The organism is Actinomadura hibisca NBRC 15177, from assembly GCF_001552635.1.
In the GTDB taxonomy this organism is placed as follows: Bacteria; Actinomycetota; Actinomycetes; order Streptosporangiales; family Streptosporangiaceae; genus Spirillospora; species Spirillospora hibisca.
Genome location: NZ_BCRO01000114.1, coordinates 14,906 through 27,698 on the forward strand (window position 1 = coordinate 14,906; position 12,793 = coordinate 27,698).

13 protein-coding genes are annotated in these 12,793 nt (G+C 74.2%); 9 read left to right on the forward strand and 4 right to left on the reverse strand.

Features of this window, described 5'->3' with window-relative positions:
- The first annotated feature begins 79 nt into the window (after positions 1-79).
- From AH6_RS38175 to AH6_RS38185, 3 genes are read left to right on the forward strand one after another with little or no spacing between them, the layout of a single operon-like run.
- The gene (locus AH6_RS38175) at positions 80-1,162 is read left to right on the forward strand and encodes a FecCD family ABC transporter permease (RefSeq protein WP_083983863.1); all 1,083 of its coding nucleotides are present in this window, start codon (positions 80-82) and stop codon (positions 1,160-1,162) included.
- Positions 1,159-2,262, forward strand: a complete 1,104-nt coding sequence (locus tag AH6_RS38180; RefSeq protein WP_245679649.1) for a FecCD family ABC transporter permease — start codon at positions 1,159-1,161, stop codon at positions 2,260-2,262. The genes AH6_RS38175 and AH6_RS38180 overlap by 4 nt, the downstream gene beginning before the upstream one ends.
- On the forward strand, positions 2,259-3,182 hold the full coding sequence (locus AH6_RS38185; RefSeq protein WP_218006024.1) for an ABC transporter ATP-binding protein: 924 nt from the start codon (positions 2,259-2,261) through the stop codon (positions 3,180-3,182). Before AH6_RS38180 ends, AH6_RS38185 begins: the two co-directional genes overlap by 4 nt.
- Here the strand turns inward: AH6_RS38185 and AH6_RS38190 are convergent.
- Positions 3,172-3,816, reverse strand: a complete 645-nt coding sequence (locus tag AH6_RS38190) for a ComEA family DNA-binding protein (RefSeq protein ID WP_245679650.1) — start codon at positions 3,814-3,816, stop codon at positions 3,172-3,174. The genes AH6_RS38185 and AH6_RS38190 overlap by 11 nt on opposite strands.
- A gap of 132 nt (positions 3,817-3,948) precedes the next feature.
- Positions 3,949-4,800, reverse strand: a complete 852-nt coding sequence (gene map / locus AH6_RS38195) for a type I methionyl aminopeptidase (RefSeq protein ID WP_067490526.1) — start codon at positions 4,798-4,800, stop codon at positions 3,949-3,951.
- A 66-nt stretch (positions 4,801-4,866) separates the two neighbouring features.
- On the opposite strand from map, the gene AH6_RS38200 reads away from it, so the two are divergent.
- The gene (locus AH6_RS38200) at positions 4,867-5,049 is read left to right on the forward strand and encodes a hypothetical protein (protein WP_067490529.1); all 183 of its coding nucleotides are present in this window, start codon (positions 4,867-4,869) and stop codon (positions 5,047-5,049) included.
- A gap of 94 nt (positions 5,050-5,143) precedes the next feature.
- On the opposite strand, the gene AH6_RS38205 is transcribed toward AH6_RS38200, so the two are convergent.
- Positions 5,144-5,746 carry a hypothetical protein gene (locus AH6_RS38205; protein WP_174555160.1) on the reverse strand — a complete coding sequence of 201 codons (603 nt, stop codon included), beginning with the start codon at positions 5,744-5,746 and terminating at the stop codon, positions 5,144-5,146.
- Between the two features lie 111 nt (positions 5,747-5,857).
- On the opposite strand from AH6_RS38205, the gene npdG reads away from it, so the two are divergent.
- The 4 genes from npdG (at position 5,858) to AH6_RS38225 (ending at position 9,137) form a co-directional block, all read left to right on the forward strand.
- Entirely contained in the window at positions 5,858-6,559 is a 702-nt protein-coding gene (gene npdG, locus AH6_RS38210; RefSeq protein ID WP_067490531.1) for an NADPH-dependent F420 reductase, read from the forward strand.
- 44 nt (positions 6,560-6,603) lie between these two features.
- A complete protein-coding gene (locus AH6_RS38215) occupies positions 6,604-7,767 on the forward strand; it encodes a potassium channel family protein (protein WP_067490535.1) in 1,164 nt (387 codons plus the stop codon).
- A gap of 265 nt (positions 7,768-8,032) precedes the next feature.
- Positions 8,033-8,359: a helix-turn-helix domain-containing protein gene (locus tag AH6_RS38220; RefSeq protein ID WP_157431968.1), complete on the forward strand. Its 327-nt coding sequence runs from the start codon at positions 8,033-8,035 to the stop codon at positions 8,357-8,359.
- A gap of 4 nt (positions 8,360-8,363) precedes the next feature.
- Positions 8,364-9,137, forward strand: a complete 774-nt coding sequence (locus tag AH6_RS38225; protein ID WP_245679651.1) for a hypothetical protein — start codon at positions 8,364-8,366, stop codon at positions 9,135-9,137.
- 71 nt (positions 9,138-9,208) lie between these two features.
- Here the strand turns inward: AH6_RS38225 and panB are convergent, their stop codons facing one another.
- Positions 9,209-10,060 carry a 3-methyl-2-oxobutanoate hydroxymethyltransferase gene (gene panB / locus AH6_RS38230; RefSeq protein WP_067490540.1) on the reverse strand — a complete coding sequence of 284 codons (852 nt, stop codon included), beginning with the start codon at positions 10,058-10,060 and terminating at the stop codon, positions 9,209-9,211.
- Between the two features lie 468 nt (positions 10,061-10,528).
- Between panB and AH6_RS38235 the strand changes: the two genes are divergently transcribed.
- Positions 10,529-12,631, forward strand: coding sequence for an ATP-binding SpoIIE family protein phosphatase (locus AH6_RS38235; RefSeq protein ID WP_067490542.1), 2,103 nt, complete (start codon positions 10,529-10,531; stop codon positions 12,629-12,631).
- Positions 12,632-12,793 lie beyond the last annotated feature (162 nt).

Consider the following 12,793-nt stretch of genomic DNA (forward strand, 5'->3'; position numbering starts at 1 on the left):
TCGGTCGGGCGAGGCTCATCTTATTTAGGTGAGGCTAACCTAACATGATCATGATGGTACTGAGATCGGAGGGGGCGCGGTGACCGCACCGGCCCGGCCGCTGCCGGCCCGCCGGGGCAGCGGGAGGCTCGCCGCCGGACCGCGCCCCGGCCGCGTCCGCCGCGCGCTGCGCCGGCACCGCCCGGCCGTGCTCGTCGCGCTGCTGGCACTGACCGCGCTGCTCGCCGCCGCCAGCGTCATGGTCGGCGCGCGCACCGTCGCGCCGTCCGGCGTCTGGTCGGCGCTGTGGCACCCGGCGGGGAGCGAGGAGGACATCATCGTCCGCTCGCTGCGCGTGCCGCGCACCGCGTTCGGGCTGATGGCGGGCGTCGCGCTCGGCGTCGCGGGCGCGCTGACGCAGGGCCACACCCGCAACCCCCTCGCCGACCCCGGGCTGCTCGGCGTCACCCAGGGCGCGGCGTTCGCGATGGTGCTGGGGATCTTCGCCCTCGGCGTGGACGACGTGCGCGGGTACGTGTGGTTCGGGTTCGCCGGGGCGCTGCTGGCCAGCGTGCTGGTGTTCGCGTTCGGCGGCGCGGGGCGCGGCGGCGCGACCCCGCTCACCCTGGCGCTGGCGGGCGCGGCGGTCACCGCGCTGCTGCACGGCCTGGTGTCGGGGCTGGTGCTGCTGGACCAGCAGGCCATGGACACCTACCGGTTCTGGCAGGCGGGCGCGATCGCCGGGCGCGACCCGGAGCTGCTGCCGCGACTGCTGCCGTTCGTGCTGGCCGGGCTGGTGCTGGCGATGGCCAACGCGCCCGGCCTGAACGCGCTGGCGCTCGGCGAGGACGTCGCCCGCTCGCTGGGCCACCGCGTCGGCCTGACGCGCGCCGTCGGCGTCACCGCCATCACGCTGCTGACCGGCGCGGCCGTGGCGGCCTGCGGCGCGCTGGCCTTCCTCGGCCTGATCGTCCCGCATCTGGCGCGCTCGTTGTCGGGGCCCGACCACCGCTGGCTGCTGCCGTTCTCCGGGCTGCTCGGCGCGGCGCTGCTGCTGGCCGCCGACGTCGGCGGACGGTTGGTGGCGCGGCCCGGCGAGCTGGAGGTGGGCATCATGCTCGCGCTGATCGGCGGCCCGTTCTTCGTCGCGCTGGTCCGCCGCCGGAAGCCGGTGCGGCTGTGAGCGGGCAGATGACCGGCCGTCCGGTGGGAAAGGCCGCGCCCGCCGGACGGGTCGCGCTCACCGTGCGGGCCGCGCGGGTCTCGTTCCGGCTGCGCGTGCGCGCCGCCCTGGTCGTGGCCGGCGGCCTCGCCGTCCTCGCGCTGCTGATGGCGCTCAGCATGGGGCGCGGCGACTTCCCCATCGGCGTCGGCGCGGTGTTCCGCGCCGTGCTCGGCGACCCCGAGAACCACTACGTCGTCATGGAGCTGCGCCTGCCGCGCGCCCTCACCGGCGCGCTGGTCGGCGCGGCCCTCGGCCTGGCCGGGGCGCTCACCCAGACGGTGTCCCGCAACGCGCTGGCCAGCCCCGACACCCTCGGCATCAGCCAGGGCGCCAGCGTCGTGATCGTCGCGCTGACGGTCGCCACCGGCAGCGCGGCGGGCGGCGCGGGCGGGACGCTGGCCTCGGTCGGCATCCCCGTCGCGGCGCTGGCGGGCGGCCTGGTCAGCGGCCTGGCGGTCTACCTGCTGGCCTGGCGGCACGGCCTGGACGGCTTCCGGCTGGTGCTGGTCGGCATCGGCTTCGCGGGCGTCGCCGCCAACGTCAAGTGGTGGCTGCTGACCCTCGGCGACGTCAACGACGCGGGCCGCGCCATGGCGTGGATCACCGGCAGCCTGAACGCGCGCGGCTGGGAGCACGTGCGGCCGGTCGCGCTGGCGCTGGCGGTGCTGGTCCCGCTGGTGCTGGTCGGCGCGTTCACCCTCGGCGCGCTGCGGCTCGGCGACGAGCCCGCGCGCGGCCTCGGCCTGCGCGTGGACCGCGACCGCTCGTTGTTCGTGCTGGCCGCCGTCGCGCTCGCCTCGGTCGCCACCGCCGCGGCCGGGCCGGTCGAGTTCGTCGCGCTGGCCGCCCCGCAGATCGCGCTGCGCCTGGCGGGCACCGGGCAGCCCCCGCTCGCCGGGTCGCTGGTCACCGGCGCGGTGCTGACCGTCGGCGCCGACCTGGTCGCCCGCACCGCCTTCGGCGGCGTGGAGCTGCCGGTCGGCGTGGTCACCGCCGTGCTGGGCGCGCCGTTCCTGCTGTACCTGCTCGTCCGCTCCCGCCGAAAGGTCACCACGTGAAGTCCGCGCCCGTCCACCCCGGCGACCCGGCCCCCGGCGACCCGGCTGCCAGCGATCCGGCGCCCGGCGACCTGGAGGCGCGCGGCCTGAGCCTGGGCTACGGCGACCGGCTGGTGGTGGACGGACTGTCGCTCGACCTGGCCGGGGCGGGCGTCACCGCGATCATCGGGCCGAACGGTTGCGGCAAGTCCACCCTGCTGCGCGGCCTGGGGCGGCTGCTGAAGCCGCGCGGCGGCCAGGTCGTGCTGGACGGCGACGACATCGCCCGCCTGCCGTCCAAGGAGGTCGCCCGCCGCATGGCGGTGCTGCCGCAGGCCCCGCAGGCCCCCGAGGGCCTCACCGTCGCCGACCTGGTCGCGCGCGGCCGCCACCCGCACCAGGCGTGGTACCGGCAGTGGTCGGCCGGGGACGAGCAGGCCGTGGACGCCGCGCTGGCCCGGACCGACATGCTGGAGCACGCCGACCGGATGCTGGACGAGCTGTCGGGCGGCCAGCGGCAGCGTGTGTGGATCTCCATGGCGCTGGCCCAGGACACCGGCCTGTTGCTGCTGGACGAGCCCACCACCTACCTGGACCTCGCCCACCAGGTGGAGGTGCTGGAGCTGGTGCGGCGGCTGCACGAGGACGACGGCCGCACGGTGGTCATGGTGCTGCACGACCTCAACCTGGCCGCCCGCTACGCCCGCCGCCTGGTCGCCATGCGCGACGGCCGGATCGTGGCGCGGGGCGCGCCCGCGGAGGTGCTGACCGAGGAACTGCTGGCGGAGGTGTTCGGGCTGCCCGCCAAGGTGATCGAGGACCCGGTGACGGGCGCGCCGCTGGTCATCCCGCTGGGCTCCTACGCGAAGCCGGGCGACGACGTCGGCGGCGATGCCGGGGGTGGAACCGACGCCGGGGCCGGTGGGACCGTCAGCGGATGAAGACCGCGTAGTCGGCCACGTCCGAGGTGATCTCCGGCGGCAGCCCCGCCACCGCCGACAACTCCTCGGCCGACATGAACCCGCCGGTGTCGGAGCGCACCCGCTCGATCCGCTCGGCCAGCTCCTGGGTGACGCCGGGCAGCAGCACCAGCGCCCCGACCGGCGCGTGGTTGACGTCGACCAGCCCGCCGTCCTGGTACTGGCGCGGCAGGTCCGGGCGGCCGATCCGCAACTCGCGGGCCAGGCCCGGGTCGTCGGCGGCCAGCGCGCGGGCCTTGTCGCGCAGCAGCCGCTGCCGCCGCACCCGCTCCACCACCTGCTCGTTGCCGATGCCCGACAACCCGTGCGGGTCGAACACCCGGCCCCGGATCAGGAACGCGTGCGCGCACCCCACCACGGCCAGCACGAACATCAGCACGCCGACGACGCGCTCGGTGCCGTCCTCCTTGCCCATGTCCGGCTGGAGCGACAGCAGCAGCACGAACAGCCCGATGTAGGCGACCGAGGCCAGCAGCAGGTGCAGGTTGCGCCGCCACAGCGCCGCGACCGCGAAGGTGAACGGGGTGGCGTAGCCCAGGGTCAGCACCGGCAGCGCCGCCCAGGTCACGCTGAGCGCGGCCCGTCCCGGGGGCATGCTGTCGGAGGGGACCCGCGGTTCTTGCGGCAGCGGCGCGTTCATCGAGGCGATCTCCCGAGCCGTCGGGGGTATTCAGATGGGGTCGTGCGGGTCGTGCGGGGTCGTGTGGATCGGGCGGCGGCGGACAGGTCAGGGCAGCGTCAGGATCTCATGCCCGCTGTCGGTCACCAGGATCGTGTGCTCGAACTGCGCGGTCCGCCTGCGGTCCTTGGTGACCACGGTCCAGCCGTCGTCCCACATGTCGTAGTCGTGGGTGCCCAGGGTGAGCATGGGCTCGATCGTGAAGGTCATGCCCGGCTGGATGACGGTGGTGGCGGCCGGGTCGTCGTAGTGCGGCACCACCAGGCCCGAGTGGAAGGTGGTGCCGATGCCGTGGCCGGTGAAGTCGCGCACCACGCCGTAGCCGAAGCGCTTGGCGTAGGACTGGATCACCCGGCCGACCACGTTCAGCGCGCGGCCCGGCGCGACGGCGCGGATGCCCCGCATCATGGCCTCGTGGGTGCGCTCCACCAGCAGCCGCGACTCCTCGTCCACGTCCCCGGCGAGGAAGGTGGCGTCGGTGTCGCCGTGCACGCCGTCGACGAACGCCGTGATGTCGATGTTGATGATGTCGCCGTCGCGCACCACCGTGTCGTCGGGGATGCCGTGGCAGATCACCTCGTTGATCGAGGTGCACAACGACTTGGGGTAGCCCCGGTAGCCGAGCGTGGAGGGGTAGGCGTCGTGGTCGAGCAGGAACTCGTGCCCGATGACGTCCAGCTCGTCGGTGGTGATCCCCGGCCGGACGTGCTTGCCGACCTCCTCCAGGGCCTGCGCGGCGATCCGCCCGGCCACCCGCATCTTTTCGATGATCTCCGGGGTCTTGACATCGGGCTCGCCCGTCTTGGGACGCTTCTTCCCCACGTACTCCGGCCGCGGAATGTGCGCGGGCACCTTGCGCATGGGAGAGACACGTCCGGGTTGGAGGAGGTGGGTCGTCATAGTCAGTGAGTGTAGTCAGCCGTATCGGGGCACGAATGCGACGCGGCCACAAGATCGGAGGAACGGATGAGCGACAACGACGGGGACTGGTGGTTCTGCCTCACCCACATGAAGGTGGAGCACGGACCCGGCTGCCCCAACAAGGACCGCATGGGCCCCTACCGGAGCCAGGCCGACGCGTCCAACGCGCTGGAGCTGGCCCGCGAGCGCAACCAGGCGTGGCGGGCCCAGGACGACGATGACGACTGACGGTGACGGCCGGCGGTGACGGCTGACCGTGACGGCTGACCGTGACGGCTGACCGTGACGGCTGACGGGGCCGCCCCGGGCGGGCGGCCGCAGGTCAGTCGACCGGATCGCTCACCACCGGGCCGCTGACGGCGTCCAGCAGGCGCGCCAGCCGGTCGCGCAGGCCACGGTTCTTGCGGACGCCCGTGGCCTGCCCGGCCGCGGCGCTGACCAGGTGCTGGGCGCCGTCGAAGCTGAGCAGCGCGTCGCCCGGCGGCACCGTCAGCGCCTCGTGCGCCAGGCCGCGCAGCTCCCGGTCGCCGCCGTCCAGCGCCAGGATCAGCGCGCCGGTGCGGCGCGCGTCGTCGACCCGCTCCAGCAGCGGGTCGGGGGCGCCCTCCTCGGCCACCACCAGCAGCGTCTCCCCGCGCCGGGCGGCCTCCAGCCGCTCCAGCCCGACCCGCAGATGCGCGGGCGCGTCCGGCGGCGGCGACCAGCGCACCAGCGTGGGCGACAGGCCCGGCAGCCCGCCGAGGCGGCTCTCGTCGTCCAGATGGGCGGCCATGTGCCAGGGGTCACCGGCGGGGGTGCCCACCAGCATCAACCCGCCCGGCGTGCGCGCTCCGGTGCGCAGGGCGCGGCCGAAATCGGTGGTGCGGTCGAGCCAGCCGGTGGCCGACAACACCTCTCGCAACATCGTGACCTGGTCGGCGTCCACGTGCCCATGGTGCCGCACCGGCCGCGCGGGGCAGGGGGTTTCCCCGAGAACGCATGGGAACGGCCCCGGGGCGGCGGCCGGGGGCGATCTTCCGCCTGGCAGACTCGGAGCATGACTGAGCAGCAGAAGAGCCCCCACGACCTCCCGGACGTCAGCGGCCTGACCATCGGCATCCTGGGCGGCACCGGCGACCAGGGCAAGGGCCTGGCGCGGCGGTTCGCGCTGGCCGGGCACGAGGTGGTCATCGGTTCCCGCAAGGCCGACCGCGCCACCGAGGCCGCCGCCGAGCTGGCCGCCGAGCGCGACGGGCTGCGGGTGCGCGGCGCCGAGAACCCGGTGGCCGCCGCCGAGTCCGACATCGTGATCATCGCGGTGCCGTGGGACGGCCACCGGCCCACCGTGGAGTCGTTGCGCGCCGAGCTGGCCGGGAAGATCGTGGTGGACTGCGTCAACCCCCTCGGCTTCGAGAAGGGCAAGGGCGCCTACGCGCTGCAGGTCGAGGAGGGCAGCGCCGCCCAGCAGGCCGCCGCCGTCCTGGACGGCAGCCGCGTGGTGGCCGCCTTCCACCACGTGTCGGCCAAGCTGCTGCTGGACCCCGAGGTCGGCGAGATGGAGCTGGACGTGCTGGTGCTCGGCGACGACCGCGAGGCCACCGACCTGGTCCAGGCGCTGGCCGGGCGCATCCCGGGCATGCGCGGGATCTACGGCGGCCGGCTGCACAACGCCCACCAGGTGGAGGCGTTCACCGCCAACCTGATCTCGATGAACCGCCGCTACAAGGCGCACGCCGGGCTGCGGATCACCGACGTGTGACCTCCCCGCGGCGCCCCTCCCCGCCGGTGCTACGGTTACCCACCGTGAACGATGGGGAGGGGCTCACCCGCCGGCCCCGCATCCTGCTGCCCTCCACCCGGGTCGGCCCGCTGCGCGCGGTGCTGAAGCGGGTCGGCATCGCGCTGGCGCTGCTGGTGGCGGTGGTCGCGGCGGTCTACGTCGGCCGCGACGGCTACCGCGACAACGCCGGCGGCCCGCTGTCCCTGCTGGACTGCTTCTACTACGCGACCGTGTCGGTCTCCACGACCGGCTACGGCGACATCACGCCGGTGACGCCGCTGGCACGGTTCGTCAACATCGTCTTCATCACGCCCGTGCGGGTGTTGTTCCTCATCGTCCTCGTCGGCACGACGCTGGAGGTGCTGGCCGAGCGCACCCGCGAGGACTGGCGCAAGACCCGTTGGAGGACCCGGGTGCGAGACCACATCGTGGTGGCGGGCTACGGCACGAAGGGCCGCAGCGCCATCAAGACCCTGCTCAACACCGGCGTGGACCACGCCGAGATCGTGGTGGTCGACCCCGACCCGCGCGCGGTCGCCGACGCCGCCGAGGCGGGCTTCGTCGGCATCGTGGGCGACGCGACCCGCAGCTCGGTGCTGCGCCAGGCCGCGGTGCAGCGGGCCCGCGAGATCGTGGTGGCCAGCGCCCGCGACGACACCGCCGTGCTGATCACCCTCACCGCGCGCCAGCTCAACCCGACCGCGGGCATCCAGGCGTCGGTGCGCGAGTCGGAGAACGTGCCGCTGCTGCGGCAGAGCGGCGCCGACCACGTGGTGACCTCCTCGGAGGCGGCCGGGCGGCTGCTCGGCGTCTCCACCCGGCACCCGGCCGTCAGCGAGGTCATCGAGGACCTGCTGGAGCAGGGCAGCGGGCTGGACCTGATCGAGCGGCCGGTGCACCGCGACGAGATCGGCAAGCCGATCAAGGTGGTGGCGCAGCCCGCGCTGGCGCTGATCCGCGACGGCGCGATCCTGCCCTACGACCACAAGGCGTGCGACATGTTGCGGTTCGGCGACCGGCTGATCGTGGCGCGCTCCTCCCCGCGCCGCATCGATCCCGCCGGAGATCCCTACGCGGAGCCGGACGAGGTGGACGGGGCGGACGGGGACGGCGACTCGCCGGCGCGCGAGGCGGTCGAGCGGGAGACCGACGCGGTGGACGGCGGGGAGCGTCCCGACCGGGACTGAACCGACGGGCCTGACCGGAGCGGTCCGGCCGGGCGGGTGAATCGGTCGGGCCGGAACCGGCCGGACGGGACCGGAACGGCCGCAGGCAAGACTGGCGGGATCGGTAGCTGACTCCGGTGCGTCCTAGTGCTGACGTTGGGGCATGAGCGCACCGGACGACCGCGGGCCCGATCCGCCGCGTCCCCCGCTGTGGGGGTTTCTGCGGGCGTTCCGGCGCACCGGCCCCGAGGCGTCCTATGATCGAACCGGGACAGGGCAGGTGAAGATGAGGCAGATCCGCTCGGCAGATCCATGGAGCACGTTCCTCGCCCCCGCGGGCCGCTCCGGCGGCCAGGCGCGGTCGCGGCCCGACCTGGAGGGGCGCGCGCACGGCGAGGGCGTCCGGGCGGTCGACCCCGACCCCGCCGACGCGTGCCGGCGGGTGATCAACCAGCTCAACGCCGCCGACGGCCCGCTGACCCGCGAGGAGATCGAGCACCGCACCGGCCTCGCCGAGACGGCGGTGGAGCACGCGGTCGAGACGTTGCGCCGCAGCGGGCTGGTCACCGTCGAGCGCGAGGTCGACGAGGTCGTCCGGCTGGCGGCGGACTGACCGGGTGATCGGATATCTGGTCGCGGTCTCGCTGAGCTGCCTGGTCGGCGTCGCCGAGCTGGTCAGCCGCTACCGGGACCGCCCGACCACGCTGGTGCGGGTGCCCAGCACCTGGGCCTACGTGCTGATCAACGGCGCGGCCGGGGCGGGCTCGCTGCTGCTGCTCCACACCTTCGACTGGAAGTTCGGCGTGCAGTCGCCGGAGGTGTCGGGGGCCACGCAGGTGCTGGTGGCCAGCCTCGGGTCGATGATGGTGTTCCGCAGCGCGGTGTTCACCGTGCGGGTCGGCGACGAGGACGTGGCGGTCGGGCCGAGCACGCTGCTGACCTCGTTGCTGGCCGCCGCCGACCGGGGCGTGGACCGGATGCAGGCCCGCACGCGGGCGCGCGAGACCGGCGACATCATGAAGGGCGTGTCGTTCGACCGGGCCAAGCTGGCGCTGCCGACCTACTGCCTCGGGCTGCTGCAGAACGTCTCGGCCGAGGACCAGGCCGACCTGCGCACGGCCGTGGACGCGCTGGCGGGCAGCGAGATGACCGACACGCAGATGGCCTACAACCTGGGGCTGCTGCTGATGAACGTGGCCGGGCCCGACGTGCTGCGCGCGGCGGTGGACACGATGCGCCCGGAGATCTCCGGGCCCGGGGAACGGAGCGGCGAGGGCGGTGCAGGGGAGGTGGGGCCGTTGGAGATCCCTCCGGCCGTTCCGCCGCCCCGTTCGGCCGGCGGCGAGGTACGGTCCGGGCGCGGTGGCGATCCGGACGTGGGCTCGTCTTGAGGTCTATCTGACGCGCGAAGGCCGCGCCGCCCCGGTGGGCGGCGCGGCCTTCGGCCTTCGGCGTTCTCGGATCAGTGGTAGGAGTGCTCGGGCGCGGGGAAGACCCCGCCCACGACCTCCTGCGCGTAGGTGCGCGCGGCGTCGCCCAGGACCGTCTGGAGGTCGGCGTACTTCTTGACGAACTTGGCGGTGTGCGGGGTGAGCCCGGCCATGTCCTGCCACACCAGCACCTGGGCGTCGGTGGAACCGCCGCCGCCGATGCCGATGGTCGGGATCGACAACGAGGCCGTCACCCGCTGGGCGAGCTCCTCGGGCACGCACTCCAGCACCACGGCGAACGCGCCCGCCGCCTCCAGCGCCTTGGCGTCGGCCATCAGCTCCTCGCCGGACTCGCCGCGGCCCTGCACGCGGTAGCCGCCGAACACGTTCACCGACTGCGGGGTGAGGCCGAGGTGGCCCATCACCGGGATCCCGGCGGCGACCATCGCCTCGGCCTGCGGCAGCACGCGGCGCCCGCCCTCCAGCTTGACGGCGTGCGCGCCGGTCTCCTTCAGGAACCGCACGGCGGTGGCCAGGCCCTCGGACACGCTGGCCTGGTAGGAGCCGAACGGCAGGTCGGCGACCACCATGGCGCGCCTGGAGCCGCGCACGACGGCGGCGGTCAGCGGGATCAGGTCGTCGACCGTCACCGGGATGGTGGAGTCGTAGCCGTAGACGACCATCGCGGCCGAGTCGCCGACGAGCAGGACGGGGATGCCCGCCTCGTCGAACACGCGCGCGGTGAGGGCGTCGTAGGCGGTGAGCATGGGCCACTTCTCGCCGCGCTGCTTGGCGGCGGCGATGTCGCGGACGGTGATCCGCCGGTCTCCCTTGCCGCCGTACAGGGCGGTCGGCTGGGCGGAAGCGGACGTCGCAGAAGACACGATGTACCTCCAGTCTCGAGGCGCCACGGTGGCGTACCCGGACGGGACGATGATCCCACTCTCCCAACGATTCGGGTACCCCCGGGATTCCCCGGCGGGGTTCGGGGCGGGGTTCGGGGCGGTGTGTCGCGCGGCGCTCGGGGCGGCGTCCGGGCGGCGTCCGGGCGGCGTCCGGGCAGCGTCCGGGCAGCGTCCGGGCGGCCTCCGGCTGGTCTCCAGATGGCGTTACCGGCGGTGTCCTGACCGGCGGCCTCCGGGTGGTGGGCCCCGGGCCGGCCCCGCGGCCGTTCCGGGGCGTGCGCGGCGGGTCCTGGCGAAAGGATCGGCACTCGGGGCACAATGCGGGAATACCGTCCATTTCGGTGCGGTAACCGTGATCTTCTCCCCTTGACCACGCCCCATGCCCCATACTGGCGCCAGGGGAGTGGACCACGACGGCTGTCTGGAGCGCATCAGGTGAGATCCGTGATGGCGCCGCGAGGCGAGGCGCCCGCCAGCGATTCGGCTTCCCGCACCCTGGTCGTCGGCGTCGACGGGGCGCGCCTCGTCGTGCAGTGCGGCCCGGGGGCGCACGCCGTGCTCGGCCGTGAGGCCGCCGACCTCATCGGCCGCCCCGCCACCGACCTGGTGGACGACGACGCCAAGGCCGACCTGGAGAACCTGCTGGAGGCCGTGGCCGCCGGCCAGGAGCGCACCGCCGTGCTGACGGTGCGGCGCGGCGACGGCTCCCGCGCCGACGCCGTCGTCACCGCCCAGCCCATGGTCGGCGCCACCACCACCGGCCTGCTGTTCGTGCGGGTGGCGCTGCCGCGCAGCGAGCGCTACCAGGACCCGGCCCTGATGCGGCGCGCCCTGCTGGACGACCCGCTGGCCCGCATCGGGGCCTCGCTGGACCTCGACCAGACCGCCCGCGGCCTGGTCGAGGTGATCGTCCCCCACTACTGCACCACCGCCTCGGTGCTGGTGCTGGAGAGCCTGGTCGCCGCCGACGAGGTGCACAGCGAGTCCGGCTCGGCGGTGTTGCGCCGCATCGCGGTGACCTCCGACGACGGCAACCCGATGTGGACGGCCACCTTCCCGGTCGGCGAGGTGCTGGTGTTCCCCGAGGGCACCCCCTACCGCGAGGTGCTGGACACCGCCCGGCCGGTCCACCTGCCGCACGTCGACCTGGCCGCGGCCGGCGACATCGCGAGCAAGTGGCGGCGCGGCCCGGTCGGCAAGCTGCTCACCGACGTGTCGATGGTGCTGCTGCCGCTGATCGCCCGCGACACCCTGCTCGGCTTCATCGCCTGCACGCGGGTGCCGGGCTTCCGCCGGTTCGACGCCTACGACGTCGAGATCGGCATGGAGTTCGCCTCCCGCGCCGCGATCGTGATCGACAACGCGCGGCTGTTCAGCCGCGAGCGCGCCACGGCCCTGACGCTCCAGCGCAGCCTGCTGCCGCACCGGCTGACCGCGCCGACGCCCGTCGAGGTGCGCCACCGCTACCTGCCCGGCAGCAAGCTGGTGGAGGTCGGCGGCGACTGGTACGAGTCGATCGCGCTGCCGGGCGCGCGCGTGGCGCTGATCGTCGGCGACGTGGCGGGGCACGGCGTGCGCGCGGCCGTCACGATGGGCCGGTTGCGCACCGCCCTGCACACCCTGGCCAACCTGGAGCTGCCGCCCGCCGACGCGCTGCACGTCATGCACGAGCTGATGATCGAGCTGGGCGAGCAGGAACCGCACTTCGCGACGTGCGTCTACGCCGTCTACGACGCCACCACCGGCACCCTGGAGATCGCGTCGGCGGGCCACCTGCCGCCGCTGCTGGTGGCCCCGGACGGCTCCAACGAGTACCTGGAGATCCCGCCCGCCCCGCCGCTGGGCGTCTCGGGCGGCGCGGCGATCGAGAGCCGCGAGTTCACCGTCGAGGACGGCAGCGTCTTCGTGATCTACACCGACGGCCTGGTGGAGAACCGGGGCCGCGACATCGACGACGGCCTGGCGCGCTTGCAGGGCATCTTCGGCCCCGACACGATCGACCGGCCGATGGAGGACCTGGCGAAGGCGACCCTGGCGGGCGTCTACGCCGACCACCACCGCGACGACATCGCGGTGCTGATCTCCCGCCTGCGCCGCCTGCCCGAGGACCGGGTCGCCTCCTGGACCCTGCCCGCCGACCCGGCCGCCGTACGCCGCGCCCGGGGCCTGGTGCGCAGCAAGCTGGAGGAGTGGGGCCTGGAGGCGCTGGACTACACCACCGAACTGCTGGCGTCCGAACTGATCACCAACGCGCTGCGCTACGCGACGGGCCCGATCGAGATGCGGCTGCTGTTCGAGCGCACGCTGATCTGCGAGGTCCTGGACGGCTCGGCGGCCCTGCCGCGCCTGCGGCACGCCGCCGACGACGACGAGAACGGCCGGGGCCTGCTGGTGGTGAGCCAGGTGGCGCACCGCTGGGGCACGCGGCGGACGGCGGCGGGCAAGGTGGTGTGGTGCGAGCAGCTGGTGCCGGGAATCGACCCTGACCCGGCGGAGCCGATCCCGGCCTGGCCGGGGGAGAACCATCATCGGGAGTATCAGGAGGAGTGAGCGGGGGGAGTTGGGTCTCCGTCCTCGCGTGCCTTTAGTTTGACCGGGTCCACCCCGCTAGTTTGACCCGGCCCACCCGCGCCTGTCTGGGCTTGGCTGAGGCCCCGCCCCTGCGTGCCTTCTCCCGTTGGGTGGGTCCCTTCTACCGCCTGCCGTGCCGCG

What these genes read in the sequence shown, in the direction of transcription:
- AH6_RS38190 (WP_245679650.1), bottom strand. Translation starts at nt 3,816, where the DNA reads ATGCCCCCGGGACGGGCCGCGCTCAGCGTGACCTGGGCGGCGCTGCCG.
- map (WP_067490526.1), bottom strand. Translation starts at nt 4,800, where the DNA reads ATGACGACCCACCTCCTCCAACCCGGACGTGTCTCTCCCATGCGCAAG.
- AH6_RS38200 (WP_067490529.1), top strand. Translation starts at nt 4,867, where the DNA reads ATGAGCGACAACGACGGGGACTGGTGGTTCTGCCTCACCCACATGAAG.
- npdG (WP_067490531.1), top strand. Translation starts at nt 5,858, where the DNA reads ATGACTGAGCAGCAGAAGAGCCCCCACGACCTCCCGGACGTCAGCGGC.
- AH6_RS38220 (WP_157431968.1), top strand. Translation starts at nt 8,033, where the DNA reads ATGAGGCAGATCCGCTCGGCAGATCCATGGAGCACGTTCCTCGCCCCC.
- AH6_RS38235 (WP_067490542.1), top strand. Translation starts at nt 10,529, where the DNA reads ATGGCGCCGCGAGGCGAGGCGCCCGCCAGCGATTCGGCTTCCCGCACC.